Consider the following 17,422-nt stretch of genomic DNA (forward strand, 5'->3'; position numbering starts at 1 on the left):
TGAAGACCACGGAGGGTCAACTCGGCGTCCGAGGGACAACACGCTACATACGGTGGCCGCCTCTACGTGCAGGGCCCGATGGTCACCGGGGCCGTCGCACACCACCCTGGTGGACGCCACTGGAGCCTGCGGCTTTAACACGTGGTTCCGACACCGAGCAAGGGTCTTGCGGAGGTGGCCCGGGGGCGACGCGCCTCGCCAAGATTGAATACGGGTTCCTCTGTTCCGGACGCGTCCGCTGGGGGGCGGTTCTCAAGGGGGGCCTTGCGGGGGACGTCCCATGCCGCAGCCACGGAGGTGCTCACATGACCGGATCGATGTTGGCCAGTGGCCTGTCGGGGGAACTGATCGAGGCCTTCCGAGCAGAGCATCGTGGCGATTGCTTCACACCCTCCGACGACGCATACGACGCGCGACGAGCGCTGTGGAACGGCATGGTGGACAAGCGGCCCGCGCTCATCGCACGCTGCGCAGGCGTGGCAGATGTACTGCGCACTCTGACGCTCGCGCGTGACGCCGGGCTACCGCTTGCTGTCCGTGGGGGTGGGCACAACGTTGCGGGCCTGGCGCTGTGCGACGGTGCGGTCGTCGCGGACCTCTCCGCCATGAGGTCTGTCCGGGTCGATCCGAAGAACAGGAAGGTGCGAGCGGAGGCCGGGGTGCTCTGGGGGGAGTTGGACCGGGAGACGCAGGCCTTCGGACTGGCCACCACGGGGGGGATCGTCAGTACGACCGGCATCGCCGGGCTCACCCTCGGCGGCGGAGTCGGCTGGCTGGCTCGCAAGTACGGCCATTCATGCGACAACCTCGTCTCGGTCGACGTAGTCACCCCGGACGGCGTCCTCCGCACGGCCAGCGCGGAAGACCACGCGGATCTGTTCTGGGGGATGCGCGGTGGTGGCGGGAACCTCGGGATCGCGACGTCGCTCGAGTACCGGCTGCATCCCGTCGGCCCGACCGTCGTGGGCGGCATGATCCTGCACCCCGCTGATCGTGCGGCAGACGTCCTGCGCTTCTATCGCGAGTTCATCCCTGCGGCTCCTGAGGAGTTGGGCCTGTACTGCGGCCTGCTCTCGGCTCCTGACGGCACGCCCGTCGTCGCTCTCATCGGCTGCTACCACGGGCCGCTCGACGACGCCGAAGCGGTTCTCGCGCCGGTGCGCTCCTTCGGAACGCCCATCGTGGACATGTTCCAGCAACGCCCGTACGTCGAGATGCAATCGCTGCTCGATGCGGCGTTCCCCGCAGGAGCCCGGTACCGCTGGAGGTCCTCGTTCCTACGGGACCTGGCGGACGGTGCCGTCGACGCGATCGTGGAGGCGGCGGCCTCACGAACCTCGCCGTTCTCGGCCATCGTCCTCGAGTGGTATGGCGGCGCCCCCAACCGCGTCTCGGAAGACGCGACGGCGTTCCCCCATCGCGAACCCCAGTTCGACCTCATCGTCAGCGCAATGTGGATGGACCCCGGCGAGGACGACCTGCACACCGACTGGGTGCGGCGGGTCTGGGGTGATCTGGCCCCCTACGGCAGCGGTCGGGTCTACTCCAACGTCGTTGACCGAGGGGAGGAGGGCCGCGTCCGGGAGGCCTACGGCGCCGGCTTCTCGCGCCTGCGGGAGCTGAAGGAACGCTATGACCCCGACAACATGCTGCGCTACAACCACAACGTGGCCACGGCCGGCTGAACGCCGCCGCTACCAGGACGAGACCGCCCCGACACCGGTGGACAGCCCACTGGGACTGCGCGCTCCACCCTCGATCGCCGCTTCGTCATGGAGAGCAGCCCACCAGGCAGCCGAAGCAGTCGAGCCGGCTCAGGCCCAGGCAAGCGCCACATGGTCGTCGGCGCTTGGCGCGCAGGCGCGACTTCTGGCGTAGCAGGCGACCGCCCCGAGCATGGCCCTGGACGACCAGTCGCTCACGAAGTCCGCCAGTCCGCCCACAATCCTTCGGTCGACGGGCGACTCGCCGACGTGCAGAAAAGCGACCCTTCACTGGCTGGATGCCGTGCGGTTCAACTCGGTGTCCGAGGGGGGACTTGAACTCCCGTCGAAGGGCAAGCATCCAGATGCCTACAGGCGCCCTGAGCTGTGCTTTCGCCCTGGGTCCGAGGCTTGGGCGGTCCCGAAATCCCGTCCTGATACGCCCGAATACGCCGTCGGCGGTATCACGGGAAGTATCACGACCGGGTCCTCGGGGAGGGCTGACTCGTGGGCTGATCCGCCCCTTCGGTCCCGAGCGTTTGTCGGCCGGGGAGCAGACGTGAAGGAGCCGGCGAGGTGGTTGGTGCTGGGACTTGATCCTCACGGTTGGGGCCGGTGAGCCTCGCTGGGTCGTGTCGCTACCGGTCCCTGGAGTCGGCGCCCTGAGCCTCTGGGAGAGAGTCGTGGACGATCACGCCCAGGACGGCAAGTAAGGGCAGGCGGGGGATCAGCACTCGTCGACCCAGACGGAGAGCCGGCAGCTCGCCGTTCTCGATCGCGCGAGACACCGTGCGCACGTCGACGCCGAAGACTGAGGCCGCCTGCGCGACCGTCACGACGGCGGAGCGGCTGGCCCTGAGATCGTCGAGGTTCACCGCAACTTCTGCGCCCGAGCGGGGACATGGGGGCTGCGCCAGCGCCGCCCGTCGCATCAATAGTGGGGGAGGGACCTTCCGTCGTTCTGCAGTTTCACGGCGGTAGGGGCGCATGTCAGCGTGACCACTGCTGAGTGGAGCTCGGGCCCATGCCCTCTGCTACTGGAGGAGTTCTGGAGACCCAGGTTCAGTGCATGGCCGGGGCGCCGGTCGCACGGGCGCGTCTCCGGTAGGCCTCTAGTACGGGCTCCAGTTCCCGCGCCAGGCCGGGCAGGTCGCGGTCGTACACGCGACCGTCGTTCAGCTGGCGGGCAAGCGCGCCGAGCAGCCCCGGCCAGTCACGACGGGTCGGATCGAGAGGAACGCGGACCTCGACGCGCCGTTCCACCACCTCCACCGCTGAGCGACCCGAGGATGTCGCCCGGGTCTGCTCCCAGGCTCGGTGACGACAGGTGGCTGAACACCACTTGGGGATCGGCCCTCGGCGACGCGGCGTGATGGGCCCTCCGCACCACCCACAGGATGCCGCGGCGGTCCGTCGTTCACGACCGTCTACTGGGACGCCATCCGGGTCCGGAGGAGGCTTCATGACCGGCGTCCGCGCAACCTGTTGACGCCGTTGCCGCTCGCGCTGGCGTCGTCGAGCTCGGTACTCCGGGGTGCCGCTGGTTCCCATGCCCACGACGGTCCAGACGAGCCTCCAGTAACTCGTCACCACGAGTTTGGTGACCCGAGGTGCAAGAGGTGTAAGGGCTTGCGATCTTGAATCGCTGCCCCTGGGGATGAGAATTCTCCAGTCGTCCGGCGACGTCGGAACACACTGGTGCGGGCGAGCCCGCTGAGGTGTATGGCGCGGGGTCCTCGGGTGCCCTTGATTGCTGCTGCGAGCGGTGCGCCACGAGGCGCTGTTTGTCCGGATGGAGGTGGGAGACCTTCGTCGCCTTGCCGTCGTAGCGGTGGGGTGAAGCTGGAGGCAGCCGTTCCCGGGGGTCGCCGGGAGGGGTGGGAGCAGCCTCGACAAAGTCGGGCCGGTTCAGCACTGCCGGATGGGCCGGGCCCGGTGAGCGAGACGAGAAGGCATACGCGAGGAACCGGTGTCGTAACGCCTCTTGAGGCAGCGCCAGCTCCAACCCGGTGGATGTGGGCTGGTCAGCGGTGCGTCCCCCCTCGAGGTCGGGGGTAGGGAACTTCTGGTTCGGTGCGCTCGCCAGGGCCAGGAGGCCACGGTGAAGGTCTACGGCGTAGCCGTGGCGAGGCCGCAGGGGCAGAGCCGGGTGCCTAACTCGTCGACCGGACAGCAGTGAACGTGGGAACCATCCGCGGTCGTTCCACCGTCCGCGCCCGGCCAGGGCGAGGGCTCGGGGGATGGGCGCGACGCCGGCCGAGGGCGCGGATGGGGCGGAGCCGTCGTAGTACTCCGAGCCGGGGAGAGCCCGGCACATGGGGAAGGGCGGCAGCGTGTCGAGCAAGGAGGAGCATGCAATGGTCGAAGACGCGCCGGTGAATACCGGCGCCGCCACGTGGCCGGACCCGGTGTCGGCTGCGGCGGCGGTACGACGGATGCAGACCAAGTTGCACCGTTGGGCGGCAGACGACGTCTGCCGCCGGTTCGGCGATCTGTTCAACCTCGCCTATGACCCGGCGTTCCTGGTGCACGCGTGGCACCGGGTGGCCGCCAATGCCGGGGCGAAGACCCCCGGGGTCGACCGGGCCACCGTGGCCCGGATCGAATCCGGCATCGGGGTGCAGGCGTTTCTGGGCCAGATCCGCGACTCGCTGAAGTCCGGCGAGTTCGCCCCGGTCGAGGTGCGGCAGGTGCTGATTCCGAAGGCGAGCGGCAAGCTGCGCGCCCTCGGCATCCCCACCGTCGCCGACCGGGTGGTCCAGGCGGCGCTGAAGGCAGTGCTGGAACCCATCTTCGAGGCGGATTTTTTGCCGTGCTCGTATGGGTTCCGCCCCAACCGGCGGGCGCAGGACGCGATCGCCGAGATCCACTTTCTGGCCACTCACGGGTATGAGTGGGTGCTGGAGGCCGACATCCAGGCGTGTTTCGACTCCATCGAGCACACGCCGCTGACCGATCGGATGCGGCGACGGATCTCGGACAAACGCGTTCTGGCGCTGGTCAAGGCGTTCCTGAAGGCCGGGGTGATGACCCAGACCGGCGATCGGGAACAGACGCTGACCGGCACTCCGCAGGGCGGGATCCTCTCCCCGCTGCTGGCCAACATCGCCCTGTCGGCGCTGGATGAGCACTTCGACGTCCACCGGCGGCGGGAGATGGGCACCAGCGAGCAGCGGGCCACGCGCCGACGCAAGGGCCTGGGCAACTGGCGGCTGATCCGGTACGCCGACGACTTCGTCGTCATGGTGTCCGGCCAGCGCGAGCACGCCCAGGCGCGGCGAGAGGAGGTGGCGGCCGTGCTCGCCCCGCTGGGGCTGCGGCTGGCACCGGAGAAGACCCGCGTGGTCTCCATCGACGAGGGCTTCGACTTCCTCGGCTTCGCCATTCGCAGGAGGGCGAAGCGAGGAACTCTGAAGAAGGCCGTGTACACCGTGCCGTCCAAGAAGGCCGTGCAGGCGATCAAGGACAGGATGTCACGCCGCACATACAGATCGACCCGGCAGCAGAGCCTGGCCGAGGTGATCGGCGGGCTGAACCTGATGCTGCGGGGATGGGCGAACTACTTCCGTCACGGAGTCTCCGCGCGCGTGTTCCATTCGGTCGACGATCACGCCTGGCGGCGGCTCGTCGGCTGGATCCGCGCCAAGTACTCACGGATCGGGATGAGGGAACTCCGCCGCCGGTTCTGTGACCGCGGCTGGAGGATCGCCCACGAGGGGATCGTGTTCACCGGCGCATCCAGCGTCGCGGTGACCCGCTACCGCTACCGCGGCAGCACCATCCCGACCCCCTGGACCCCGAACCGAGCAGCCGCCACGGCGGCCTGACCAACGGGTAAGACACGTGGAGCGCCCGGTGCGTGGAGACGCGCACGCCGGGTGCGGTGAGCGGGCCGGGGAAACGCGCTGGCCGCAAGGCCAGCACCGCGCCCCGGCCCGACTCGACCGCGGGTCTGTGTCCTGGCAGAGGACCCTCCGGATGACGCACCACAGGTCGTCGACCGCAGGGAGGGATGGAAGGTGGAAGTTCTGTACGAGCGGGTTGCCGGGCTCGACATCGGTAAGGCGACGCTGACCGTCTGCGTGCGCACACCCGGGCCGCGGGGTGGCCGGCGGGCGCAGACGCGGACGTTCTCGACGATGACCCGGTCGTTGCAGGTGATGCGGGACTGGCTGCTGGCCGAGGGCGTGACGGTGGCGGCGATGGAGTCGACCTCGACCTACTGGAAGGCGCCGTTCTACTGCCTGGAGGAGGTCATGGAGGTCTGGCTGGTCAACGCCGCGCACATCAAGGCGATCTCGCGGCGCAAGACCGACGCCAAGGACGCCGAGTGGATCGCCCAGCTGCTGGAGTGCGGGCTCCTGCGCCCCTCCTTCGTGCCACCGGCAGACATCCGCCGACTGCGGATGCTCACTCGCTACCGGGTACAGCTGATGGGCGACCGCACCCGAGAGATCACTCGGCTGGAGCTGATGCTCGAGGACGCCTCTGTGAAGCTTTCGTCGGTGGCGGCGAGCCTGACCAGCGTCTCCGCTCGGGCCATGCTCGGCGCGCTGATCAGCGGAGAGAGCGATCCGCAGGTTCTTGCCGAACTAGCCAAGGGGAAGATGCGCCGCAAGATCCCGGCCCTGACCGAGGCGCTGACCGGGCACTTCGACGCCGGCCACGCGCAGCTGGCCCGCGCCATCCTGGATCGCCTGGACCGGGTGGAAGCCGCGCTGGCCGAGCTAGATGCGGTGCTCGCGGAGGCCTTCACCCCGTGGACGCGGCAACTGCAACTGCTGCAGACCATTCCCGGCGTCTGACCGCGGGTGGCCCAGGTGATCATCGCCGAGACCGGTGGAGACATGTCCCGCTTCCCCTCGGCGGCGCACCTGGCGGCCTGGGCCGGAGTGGCGCCGGCGATCTACGAGTCGGCCGGCAAGCGCAGCCCGGCCGGCGCTCGGCACGGCAACAAGTGGCTCAATCACATGCTCGTCGAGGCCGCTGGGTCGGTCGCCCGGATGAAGGGCGCCAACTACCTCTCCGCGCAGCACGCCCGGCTGACCGCCCGCCGCGGCATGGGTCGTGCCCAGGTCGCGGTCGCGCACTCGATCCTGGTCTCGACGTACTACATGCTCCGCGACGACGAGCCCTATCAGGAGCTGGGCGCGGACTGGCTGGCCCGCCGCAACGACGAAGCCCACACCCGCCGCTTGATCGCCCAGCTCGAACGCCTCGGCCACACGGCCCACGTCTGAGGGTCAAGGGGTCGCAGGTTCAAATCCTGTCAGCCCGACAGTGTGATGTCTCAGGACATCGCGGACGCCCGAACCCACGAGTCGTGGGTTCGGGCGTCCGTCATTTCCGTGCTGGGCCGGGTGGTCGGCCGGTGGGCTGGTAGCCCGCGCGGGGGTCGAGGATCAGGTCGCGGTGGAGCTCGCCGGTGGCGGCGTGGATGACGCGGATGTGCAGGTCCTGAACGAGCAGCAGGACGTCGGTTCCGGTGAGGGTTCGGCCGACGCCCATGTGGTGTAGGCGGCCGGCCACGCGCAGGGTGACGCAGCCGTCGGTGAGCGTGGCGGCCGGGTAGCCGTGTTCGGTGGTGGCCTGGGTGAAGGTGGCGGCCGTGATCGGGCCGGTGATGCGCGGGTGGGCGGAGACGTGCAGGGCGTAGCGGGAGTGGTCGTCGAGCCAGGTGATGCTCTGGGTCGTGGCGCCGGTGGTCAGGCGGTAGTGGGTGAAGTCCGACTGCCAGGTCCCGTTGGGCATCTCCGCGGCGAAGCGCAGGTAGGAGGCCGTCGGTCGCTTGCCGGGGTCGGGGTTGACCTGACCGGCGCGGGTCAGGACCCGGTGGATGGTGGCCCGCGACAGCGTGCGCTGGTGATGGTGGGTCAGATGCCAGCCGATGGTGTCCGCGCCGGCGTCCAGGCCGGCCTCGGTGAGTTGCACCGCAGCACCAGCTCGGTGGTCGCCGGATCGGTGGCGGTCGGGCTGGTGTGCGGCCGGCGGGAACGGGGCTCGAACGCGGCTTCGCCCTCGACGGCGTAGCGGGCACATCAACCGGCTGATCCAGGACTGGGTGACGCCGTAGGAGCGGGCCACCTCCGACTGCGACGATCCGGCCAGGACAGCGGTGATCACCAGACGGCGCTTGGACACCTCGCATCGTCGAGCCCGGACCTATGCCGATGTCTTGAGACACCCCATTCCGATGTCCTGAGCCACGACACTGTCAGCCCGACAGTCTGATGTCTCAGGACATCCCGGACGCCCGAACCCACGATTCGGGGGTTCGGGCGTTCGTCATCTCTCGCCCTCGGGTCGATGAGCCGCGCCGGACATGGTGACAGGCGCAGCGCTTGCCGAGCCGGTGACGGGGTCAGGCCGCAGGAGGACAGTGATGTGCAGCCGGATGGCGCGTGCGTGGGAGGAGTAGCGCGCGATGAGACCACCGAGCACGTCCTCGGGTCGGACTTCGGCGGGATCGACTCCGCCCTCGTCACGGGGGTGTCACGCACAGTCTCGTCTCCGCATGAGTGTGCGAAAAATCACGTGCGGGTCTTGTGCCAGTGACACGCCTCTGGTTCCCTCATGCGAAACCAGTCTCGGATGACGCAACACATTGAGGAGTGTCATGGAGCACCCGCGCGACGAGCAACGCTCGCTCTCCCGCCCACCGAGCAGGTCCCAGGTCGGAGCCGAACCGCTCTCTGCCGACGGTGCCGGCGTGCTGGGGGAGGAGCATTCAGCCCTCAGGGCCACCGATGCGACCGTCACCGGGACGCATCCGGCCATCGCGGACACACCGCCGTGTCAGGCCGACCGGCACTGGGCTGTGGACAGGGTTCTGTTCGCCATCGCCGCAGCCATGGCGCTGGGCTTCGTGGCCTGGGGCTTCGTCTCTCCCACGGGCTTGGGCACTGCCAGCGGATCGGTCCTCGGCTGGGTCACCGGCAATCTCGGCTGGCTGTTCGTACTGCTGGCATCGGCATTCGTGGTGTTCGTGATCTGGCTCGCCGCCGGCAAGTACGGGCGGATCCCGCTGGGGCGCGACCACGAGCGGCCGGAGTTCCGCACCATCTCGTGGATCGCGATGATGTTCAGTGCAGGCATGGGGATCGGCCTGATGTTCTTCGGGGTGGCCGAGCCACTGTCGCACTTCGTCGCCCCGCCACCGCTCACGACCGAGGCCGAGTCGTCCGAGGCCATCCAGACGGCGATGGCAACCACACTGTTCCACTGGACACTGCACCCCTGGGCGATGTACGCCGTGGTCGGGCTGGCCATCGCTTACGGCACCTTCCGGAGGGGCCGCCGTCAGCTGATCAGCTCCGCCTTCATCCCGCTGCTCGGAGAGCGGCGGGCCGCGGGTCCGGCCGGCCGGGTCATCGACGTCCTGGCCATCTTCGCGACGCTGTTCGGATCGGCCGCCTCTCTCGGCCTGGGTGCCCTGCAGATCGGCAGCGGTGTCGAGATCCTCGGCTGGGCGGGGAACGTCGGGAACGGCGTCCTGGTCGGGATCATCGCTCTGCTGACCGCCGCGTTCGTCGCCTCGGCCGTCTCGGGGATCGCCCGCGGGATCCAGTGGCTGTCCAACACCAACATGGTCCTGGCCATCCTGCTCGCGGCCTTCGTCTTCGTGGTCGGCCCGACGATCTTCATCCTCAACCTGATCCCCGACGCAGTCGGCAGCTACTTCTCCGACCTCGGCGAGATGGCGGCGCGCACGGAGGCCACCGGTGGTGACCCGATGGCCGCCTGGCTCCGCGGCTGGACGGTCTTCTACTGGGCCTGGTGGATCAGTTGGACGCCCTTCGTCGGACTGTTCATCGCGCGCATCAGTCGCGGCCGGACCATCCGCCAGTTCGTGACGGGCGTGCTTCTGGTGCCCAGCCTGGTCAGCTTGCTGTGGTTCGCCATCTTCGGAGGCGCCGGCATCGCCGCACAGCGCGACGGCGTCGACGTCAGCGGGTCGGGCACCACGGAAGGGCAGCTGTTCGCCGTTCTGGGGCAGTACCCCCTCGCGACCGCCGCGACCGTCCTCGTGATGATCCTGGTGGCGATCTTCTTCGTCTCCGGTGCGGACGCGGCCTCGATCGTCATGGGTTCGCTCTCGCAGCGCGGCACCCTGGAACCGAGCCGATCGGTCGTCGTCTTCTGGGGCGTCGTGATGGGCTCCGTCGCAGCGATCATGCTGCTCCTGGGCGAGGAGGGTGCAGCCCTGACGGGGCTGCAGAACCTGACGATCATCGCGGCGCTGCCCTTCGCGCTGGTGATGGCGGCAATGGCCGTCAGCCTGGTCAAGGACCTGCGCAAGGATCCCATCGTCCTGCGCGGCAACTACGCCACGTTGGCAGTGGAGCAGGCTGTCGTCGACGGCATCCGCCGCCACGGCGACAACTTCGTCCTCGTGGTGGAGAAGACCTCGGTCCCACCGGCGGACGTTGCTGCAGCCGAGGCGCAGTCGTCCCCGGCGGGCCCGGACTCGGACGGACGGCAGTCGGGCGGCCGGGGGAGCCGCTTCCTGCCGCCGAACGGGAACGTGGCCGTTCCCCCGCAGGGTCAGCCCAAGGCGGAGGTGATCGGCAGACCGATGGGTCCCCGCACCTAGGGACACCACCCCACCGGTGAGGGCCTCCCGGCGTCGGAACGGCGAGAACCGTTCCGACGCCGGGAGGCCCTTCTCGTTGAGGTGACCTCGGTCGAGGCACGGTACGACGGGGGACACGCATCTGCCGCGGATTCGGAACTTCCGAGGAGCCGCGGCATCGACGTGGCGCCGGCCGGGTTCACCAGAGCTCGCAGACGGACGTATCTCCGGCGGCTCCGGACGCCGCGCCCGGGCTCGGCTCCGGCCCGGACGACCGTGACAGCCGCGGACGCGCCAGCAGCTTTCCGTCGCCGGGGGTATCCGAGACGCGCCGGGTGTCCTGAGGGCCCCAGGGAGATCCATGCAGAGGACCAGCGTGCGGCTGTCCGGTTTCTCACGAGCGCTGCGCGACGTGGCGCGTGTCGCCGGGGACTCAGTCAGGTCGGTCGACTGCTCGCAGCGGGGCATCGTCTGCCTCCGCACGACGACGCCCGCCTGAACCGCCGAGTCGAGCAGCGGTTCAGGCGGGCGCTCGGGATCAGGAGAGTGCCGCCACGCTGGAGCGAAGCTGTCGGCGCCAGCGGGTGAAGAGGCGGGGCTGGTTCATCCCGAGCACGGCGACGGGTTCACCGTCGCGCTCGTAGAGCACCAGGAAGCTGCGGTCGGCGCAGCTGCCCTCCACGACCCGCGCGACGTCGGTCTCGCGGCGCGAGCCTGCGAACTGGATGCGAGCGCCGTACTGGTCGGACCAGAAGTAGGGGACCGGGGACGGCGCCGGATCCGCGCTGCCCAACAGCGTGGCGACCGCGGTGGCCGGCTGCTCGAGCGCGTTGGTCCAGTGCTCGATGCGGACGTGCCGCTCCGCGGAGGTCGACCACGTCGCGGCGCAGTCGCCGACGGCGACCACGCCCGGGATGTTGGTGGCACCGCGGGCGTCGGTGAGGACGCCGTTCCCGAGGGCCACGCCGGAGTCGACCAGCCACTCGATGTTCGGTGTGGCGCCGATGCCCACCAGCACCACATCGGCGGGCAGGGGGGTTCCGTCGGTCAGTTCCACGGCCTCGACCCGGTCGGTGCCGATCAGTCCGGCGACCCCGGTCCCGGTCAGCAGGCGGGTGCCGTGATCGGCGTGCAACTCGGCGCAGACGGCGCCCATGTCGGGGCCCAACGGACCGGCGAGGGGGACGGGCTGCGTCTCGACGACCGTGACGTCGAGCCCGAGCTTGCGGGCCGTGGAGGCGACCTCCGCCCCGATGAAGCCGGCGCCGATCACCACGAGCCGCTCGGCGGCAGCCAGGTCCTCTCGAAGAGCGATTGCATCGTCCAGCGAGCGCAGCGCGTGGACACCGTCGAGCCCCTCACCCCCCGGTAGGCGCCGAGCACGGGCTCCCGTGGCGAGAACCACGCCGTCGGCTTCGACCTCGCTACCGTCGCGCAGCAGTACCGAGCGGCTGAGGTGGTCCAGGCCGACCGCCGTGGTGCCCAGCCGCCACTCGAGACCGAGATCCGCGTCGTCCGGGGAGCTCAGGGCGATGTCCTCCAGCGACGCCGTGCCGGCCAGGAAGTCCTTGGAGAGCGGCGGGCGGTCGTAGGGGAGATGCTCCTCGTCACCGATGACCACGATCCGGCCGTCGTAGCACTGGTTCCGCAGGGCGCGTGCAGCCGAGAGACCGGCCAGCGAGGCGCCGACCACGGCGACCGTCGGGCTCATGCGGCGCCGTCCGCGGCGATCCCTGCCTCCACGTAGACCATGCCGTCCTGGACGACGACCCGGTGGGTGCGGACCGGTGTCTTGGCCGGGGGACCGGAGACCTTGCCGGTGCGCAGATCGAAGCAGGATGCATGCAGGGGGCACTCCACGGCGCAGCCGTCGATCCAGCCGTCGGCGAGGGAGGCGTCCTGGTGAGTGCACGTGTCGTCGATCGCGTAGAAGTCGCCGTCGACGTTGAAGACCGCGATGGGCTCCTCGCCGTCGACTCGGATCGCTTCACCAGGGGGCAGTGCGGTCGTCGGGCAGACCGGGATCATGGGGGCTCCAGGCTTCGTGAGTGTTGCGTATGTCACAACTCATCGCCGATAGCGCAACAGCATGCCTCGGTCGGGGGGCAACGTCAAGAGCGCTCGGTCGCCCTGCGCGGTCGGGACCTACGCTGAGGTCATGAGTGGGCCGCAGGGTGTGAACGGTGAGCGGGGCTCGGTCGCCGCGGTCCAGTCCGTCGACCGCGCGCTGAGCGTCCTGGAGATCCTCGCGGCGCACGGGGAGGCCGGCGTCACGGACGTGGCTGCCGAGCTGGGGGTGCACAAGTCGACGGCATTCCGGCTGATCGCCGTGCTCGAGAGTCGAGGTTTCGTCGAGCAGTTGGCCGATCGAGGCAAGTACCGGTTGGGGTTCGGTGTCGTGCGCCTGGCCGGCGCCGCCGCCGCGCAGTTGGACATCGCTCAGGAGGGGCGGCGGATCTGCGAGGCGCTGGCAGCCGACGTCGAAGAGACCGTCAACATCGCGATCCTGGACAGTGACCGCGCGGTGAACGTCAGCCAGGTCCGTGGACCGGCGGCCCTCAGTACCCACAACTGGGTGGGGCAGGGCACTCCGCTGCATGCCACCTCCAGCGGCAAGGTGCTCTTGGCCCACGCTGCCGACGCCGTCCGCAAGGGAGTGCTCTCCCGGGATCTGCAGCGCTTCACTCCTGCGACGATCACCGATCCGGAGGTGCTGAGGCAGCACCTCGACCGCATCGTCGAGCAGGGCTGGGGGTCGACCGTCGAGGAGTACGAGGTCGGGCTCAGTGCCGTCGCGGCGCCCGTGCGCGGCGCGGACGGTGATGTGATCGCGGCACTCAGCGTCTCGGGGCCGTTATTCCGCATGGAAGCGGAGCGCTTTCCGCGGCTCGCCCGCCGGGTGATGGCGAGCGCGGACGAGCTGAGCAGAAGGCTCGGCTTCTTCAGCTGACGGGACGCTCGGCGGACTGCCGCCGAGCGGAGGGCCAGACGCTCCGGCGCGGACGAGTCGCCGCATGTGGGAGGCGACGGGCGGAGCGGGCGCCACGCCCCCTCTGGCCCGTGCGGGTGCCCACCGACGGTGCTGGGACCGGCGGCCCGGGGTCGGCCATGCCCTGGCGACGCGACTCCCATACGCGGCGAACGGGCGGTGCAGCTGACTGTTGCGCAGGGCGCATCGGAGTGTGTAATTTGCAACACATCGGTCGTCATGCAGCGAGTTGGCGGACGACGGCCGTGCAGTGACACAGACCTGCGCTGTCCGACCTTCTGACGTGTCCCACAGATCGCCCGACGGAAATCCCGAGGTGCCGTATGACCACCACCGACCTGCCCGCGAGCCTGATCTCCACGCTGCCGGGCCAGTACTACACCGACCCGGCCATCTTCGCGCTGGAGCAGTCCCACGTCTTCGAGGACATGTGGTTCTGCGCCGTGCGCTCGAGCGACCTGCCGACGCCTGGCTCCTTCAAGAAGGTCCAGGTGGGCAGGGAGAGCGTGCTCGTGGTCCGCAGCCGGGACGGGCAGCTGCGTTCCTTCCTCAACATCTGCCGACACCGCGGTGCGCAGATCTGCACGGACGACTCCGGAACCGTCAAGCGGGCCTTCCAGTGTCCCTACCACGCCTGGACCTACGACCTCGAGGGCAAGCTCATCGCGGCGCCCAACCTGACGAAGATGCCCGACATCGACCGGCTCGAGTACGGCCTGGTGCCGGTGGCGCTGCGCGAATGGCTGGGCTACGCGTGGGTGTGCCTGGCCAAGGAGCCGCCGTCCTTCGAAGACGACGTCGTGGCCTCGGTGGTGGAACGGCTCGGTGACGTCGACTCCATCGAGCACTACCAGCTCGATTCGCTGTCCGTGGGGCGCCGCATCACCTACGACGTCCAGGCGAACTGGAAGCTCATCATCGAGAACTTCATGGAGTGCTACCACTGCGCGACGATCCACCCCGAGCTCACCGAGGTGCTCCCCGAGTTCGCCGACGGCTACGCGGCGCAGTACTTCGTCGGACACGGCGCGGAGTTCGGGGAAGACGTCCAGGGCTTCACCGTCGACGGCAGCGAAGGCTTCGACCGGCTCCCGGGCGTCGACGAGGACCAGGACCGTCGCTACTACGCGATCACGATCAGGCCGACCGTCTTCGTCAACCTGGTGCCCGATCACGTGGTCTTCCACCGCATGTTCCCGATCTCGGCCGACCGGACGATCGTTGAGTGCGACTGGCTGTACTCGCACGACGTCGTCGAGTCGGGCAAGGACGTGACTCGGTCGGTGGAGCTCTTCCACCGGGTGAACGAGCAGGATTTCGCCGCCTGCGAGCGGACCCAGCCGGCCATGTCGTCCCGTGCCTACGCCCACGGCGGTGTGCTCGTGCCCTCCGAGCACCACATCGGGGCCTTCCACGAGTGGCTGACGCAGCGCATTTCCCGCTGACCCCGGAGGGACCGCCGTCCAGGCAGCGCGGGGCCGGGAGGACGACGTCCTCCCGGCCCCGCGGCGTGCGACCGCGTAACTGTCGCTAGTCCGTAACTGCGTAGGACAGGCGAGCCAGCCACTCTTGCCGCCACGCCTCCGTCCGCGCCACCTCGTTGAACGTGAACAGGGGGAAGCCCTGCAGCTTGTTCTCCGGACTCGCGAGCGCGGGCGCGAGACGTTCCACGAGCCTGTCCGGTCGGTAGCCGTGGGGCAGGAAGAAGCGCCAGAACATGCTCTGCTGCTTCGCCAGGAAGCGGGCCGACTGGCCGAGGCCGAGGCCGGCCGAGATGCGGACCAGTTTCTGGCGCGTCACCGCGCCGGGCAGACCGATCCGGATCGGCAGGTCGACGCCGCGCAGCTGCACCTGCCGTGCCCAGGCCGTCGTCGTCGAGGGGTGAAAGCACAGCTGCGTGATGATGTGGGTCGCGTGCGGGGCCTTCCGCTCGAGGGCCCGTTCGATCAGCTCCGCGCTGATGTGTCCGTGGCCTTCGGGATACCCGCCGATCCCCACGTGCCGGAAGTGGTGGCCGATCGTCTCGAGTTTCTCGAGCAGGGAGAACGCATCGGGGAACGTCCCCGCCGGCTCGGCGGCGTCGCCCCCGATGACGAACACCCCGTTCACGCCGGCTGCACGCAGGCGGGCCACGATGTCGGTGAGATGGGACTCGTCCCGGACCAGCCGGGCGGCCAGGTGCGGCGTCGCATCGAACCCGTGGCCCGACAAACGCTCGGCCAGCCCGATGGTCGGGGTCAGGCCCTTGGCCTCGGTCGTCGTGATCGTCAGGGGAACGTCGCGCGGCACGTGCCCGACGACGGCCTCCTCCGCGGTGCGCAGGGGAAGGACCTCGTAGCTCGCCCCGCGCAGCGCGCCTCTCAGCACCTCACGCGGTCGACGTGGCGCCGGCCGGTCGTCGGGCGACCTCGCGGAGGCCCGGCCGTCCCGCGCGGTGGCGACGTCGCGTCCCTCAGTGGACATGGCTCAGTTCCGCCGCGATGGTCGTGTCGTCGCCGTGGCCGGTCCGGACGACGGTGTCGCCGTTCAGGCTCAACAGCTGCGATCGGATGGAGGCCACGATCGTCGGGTGGTCGCTGAACGAGCGGCCGGTCGCGCCGGGGCCACCGCAGAACAGCGTGTCGCCGGTGAAGACCGTGCTCAGCTCGGGCGCGTGCAGGCAGGTGCTGCCGGGCGAGTGCCCGGGGGTGTGCAGGGCGTGCAGCGTCATCCCGGCGACGGTGAACCGGGTACCTGCGGCCAGGTCGCGGTCCGGGGCGGTGTCGGGATGGGTCATGTCCCAGAGCATCCGGTCGGCCGGGTGGAACCAGAGCTCGGCGCCGGTGGCCGCGCGCAGGGCGGGTGCGGCGGTGATGTGGTCGTTGTGCCCGTGGGTGAGCACGATCGCCGTCACGCGGCGGCCGCCGATCGCCTCGACGATCGGGGCGGCGTCGTGCGGCGCGTCCATCACGAGGACCTCGTCGTCGTCCCCGATCAGCCAGACGTTGTTCTCGACGTCGAAGTCCTGCCCGTCGAGGCTGAAGACCCCGGGGACGACGACCTTGTCGATGCGGGCGGTCACTTGTCCAACACCACGACGGAGCGCAGTACCTCCCCCTGGCGCAGGTTGTCGAAGGCCTCCTCGACGTCGTCCAGGCCGATGGCCTCGGTGACGAACTCGTCGAGCGGGAAGCGGCCCTGCAGGTAGAGGTCGATGAGCATCGGGAAGTCGCGGCTGGGCAGGCAGTCGCCGTACCAGGAGGACTTGATCGCGCCACCACGGCCGAAGATTTCGATCGCCGGCAGCTCGATCGTCATGTCGGGCGTCGGGACCCCGACCATGACCACGCGGCCGGCGAGGTCGCGGGCGTAGAAGGCCTGCTCGAACACCTTCGGGTGGCCGACGGCGTCGATGGCGACGTCGACGCCGAAACCGCCGGTGAGCGCCTTGATCCCCTCGACAGCGTCGGTGGACCGCGAGTTGACGGTGTGGGTCGCGCCGAACTTTCGCGCCCACTCCAGCTTCCGGTCGTCGATGTCGACGGCGACGATCGTCGTCGCACCGGCCAGCTTCGCGCCGGCGATCGCGGCGTCCCCGACGCCGCCGCAGCCGAACACCGCCACGGTCTCGCCGCGCTGGACGGCCCCGGTGTTCATGGCGGCGCCGGCGCCGGCCATCACGCCGCAGCCGAGCAGACCGGCGGCACTGGCCGGCGCGGCCGGGTCGACCTTCGTGCACTGCCCGGAGTGGACCAGGGTCTTCTCGGCGAACGCGCCGATGCCCAGCGCCGGGGACAGCTCCGTGCCGTCGGTCAGCGTCATCTTCTGGGCCGCGTTGTGGGTGTCGAAGCAGTACTTCGGCTCGCCCTTGAGGCAGGCGCGGCACTGGCCGCAGACCGCGCGCCAGTTGAGGACGACGTAGTCGCCGACGGCCACGTTCGTGACGCCCTCGCCCACGGCGGAGACGATGCCGGCGGCCTCGTGGCCGAGCAGGAACGGGAAGTCGTCGTTGATGTTGCCCTCGCGGTAGTGCAGGTCCGTCGCGCAGACCCCACAGGCCTGCACGTCGACGACCACTTCACCGGAGGCGGGATCGGGGACGACGATCGTCTCGACGGTCACCGGTGCGCCCTTGCTGCGGGCGACGACGCCTTTCACTTCGTACGGCATGGCGGCGAA

General features: G+C 69.6%; 15 protein-coding genes. 7 read left to right on the forward strand and 8 right to left on the reverse strand.

The genetic code is table 11. The features are described 5' to 3' along the window. Positions 1 to 305 precede the first annotated feature (305 nt). Complete coding sequence (locus CHB94_RS10545) at positions 306 to 1,685, forward strand: FAD-binding oxidoreductase (protein ID WP_217899257.1); 1,380 nt, start codon at positions 306 to 308, stop codon at positions 1,683 to 1,685. 656 nt (positions 1,686 to 2,341) lie between these two features. Here the strand turns inward: CHB94_RS10545 and CHB94_RS26710 are convergent. Next, entirely contained in the window at positions 2,342 to 2,692 is a 351-nt protein-coding gene (locus tag CHB94_RS26710) for an excisionase family DNA-binding protein (protein ID WP_368073857.1), read from the reverse strand. Between the two features lie 73 nt (positions 2,693 to 2,765). Further along, positions 2,766 to 2,966, reverse strand: coding sequence for a hypothetical protein (locus tag CHB94_RS10555; RefSeq protein ID WP_089336657.1), 201 nt, complete (start codon positions 2,964 to 2,966; stop codon positions 2,766 to 2,768). A gap of 1,094 nt (positions 2,967 to 4,060) precedes the next feature. On the opposite strand from CHB94_RS10555, the gene ltrA reads away from it, so the two are divergent. The 3 genes from ltrA (at position 4,061) to CHB94_RS25680 (ending at position 6,943) form a co-directional block, all read left to right on the forward strand. Continuing rightward, entirely contained in the window at positions 4,061 to 5,530 is a 1,470-nt protein-coding gene (gene ltrA, locus CHB94_RS10560) for a group II intron reverse transcriptase/maturase (RefSeq protein WP_089336539.1), read from the forward strand. Between the two features lie 192 nt (positions 5,531 to 5,722). Next, a complete protein-coding gene (locus CHB94_RS25675) occupies positions 5,723 to 6,508 on the forward strand; it encodes an IS110 family RNA-guided transposase (protein WP_217899259.1) in 786 nt (261 codons plus the stop codon). 15 nt (positions 6,509 to 6,523) lie between these two features. Next, entirely contained in the window at positions 6,524 to 6,943 is a 420-nt protein-coding gene (locus tag CHB94_RS25680) for a transposase (protein WP_217899260.1), read from the forward strand. A gap of 100 nt (positions 6,944 to 7,043) precedes the next feature. Here CHB94_RS25680 and CHB94_RS10570 read toward each other — a convergent pair whose 3' ends face one another. Next, entirely contained in the window at positions 7,044 to 7,634 is a 591-nt protein-coding gene (locus CHB94_RS10570) for a DDE-type integrase/transposase/recombinase (RefSeq protein ID WP_217899261.1), read from the reverse strand. A gap of 685 nt (positions 7,635 to 8,319) precedes the next feature. Between CHB94_RS10570 and CHB94_RS10575 the strand changes: the two genes are divergently transcribed. Continuing rightward, positions 8,320 to 10,296, forward strand: a complete 1,977-nt coding sequence (locus CHB94_RS10575; RefSeq protein WP_089336540.1) for a BCCT family transporter — start codon at positions 8,320 to 8,322, stop codon at positions 10,294 to 10,296. 517 nt (positions 10,297 to 10,813) lie between these two features. Here CHB94_RS10575 and CHB94_RS10580 read toward each other — a convergent pair. Together CHB94_RS10580 and CHB94_RS10585 are read right to left on the reverse strand one after the other, a co-directional pair. Further along, entirely contained in the window at positions 10,814 to 11,986 is a 1,173-nt protein-coding gene (locus CHB94_RS10580; protein ID WP_089336541.1) for an NAD(P)/FAD-dependent oxidoreductase, read from the reverse strand. Continuing rightward, the gene (locus tag CHB94_RS10585) at positions 11,983 to 12,303 is read right to left on the reverse strand and encodes a bifunctional 3-phenylpropionate/cinnamic acid dioxygenase ferredoxin subunit (protein ID WP_089336542.1); all 321 of its coding nucleotides are present in this window, start codon (positions 12,301 to 12,303) and stop codon (positions 11,983 to 11,985) included. Before CHB94_RS10585 ends, CHB94_RS10580 begins: the two co-directional genes overlap by 4 nt. Before the next feature lie 130 nt (positions 12,304 to 12,433). Between CHB94_RS10585 and CHB94_RS10590 the strand changes: the two genes are divergently transcribed. Next, positions 12,434 to 13,225 carry an IclR family transcriptional regulator gene (locus CHB94_RS10590; RefSeq protein ID WP_089336543.1) on the forward strand — a complete coding sequence of 264 codons (792 nt, stop codon included), beginning with the start codon at positions 12,434 to 12,436 and terminating at the stop codon, positions 13,223 to 13,225. A gap of 362 nt (positions 13,226 to 13,587) precedes the next feature. After that, on the forward strand, positions 13,588 to 14,709 hold the full coding sequence (locus tag CHB94_RS10595) for an aromatic ring-hydroxylating oxygenase subunit alpha (RefSeq protein ID WP_089336544.1): 1,122 nt from the start codon (positions 13,588 to 13,590) through the stop codon (positions 14,707 to 14,709). 85 nt (positions 14,710 to 14,794) lie between these two features. Here CHB94_RS10595 and CHB94_RS10600 read toward each other — a convergent pair whose 3' ends face one another. The 3 genes from CHB94_RS10600 to CHB94_RS10610 are packed head-to-tail and all read right to left on the reverse strand — an operon-like array spanning position 14,795 to position 17,413. Beyond that, complete coding sequence (locus CHB94_RS10600; protein ID WP_089336545.1) at positions 14,795 to 15,727, reverse strand: methylenetetrahydrofolate reductase; 933 nt, start codon at positions 15,725 to 15,727, stop codon at positions 14,795 to 14,797. Further along, positions 15,717 to 16,325, reverse strand: coding sequence for an MBL fold metallo-hydrolase (locus CHB94_RS10605; RefSeq protein ID WP_089336546.1), 609 nt, complete (start codon positions 16,323 to 16,325; stop codon positions 15,717 to 15,719). Before CHB94_RS10605 ends, CHB94_RS10600 begins: the two co-directional genes overlap by 11 nt. After that, positions 16,322 to 17,413 (reverse strand): S-(hydroxymethyl)mycothiol dehydrogenase, encoded by a 1,092-nt coding sequence (locus CHB94_RS10610; RefSeq protein ID WP_089336547.1) that lies wholly within the window; start codon positions 17,411 to 17,413, stop codon positions 16,322 to 16,324. Before CHB94_RS10610 ends, CHB94_RS10605 begins: the two co-directional genes overlap by 4 nt. Positions 17,414 to 17,422: the final 9 nt, after the last annotated feature.

It is taken from the genome of Blastococcus mobilis (assembly GCF_900188025.1).
GTDB lineage: Bacteria > Actinomycetota > Actinomycetes > Mycobacteriales > Geodermatophilaceae > Blastococcus_B > Blastococcus_B mobilis.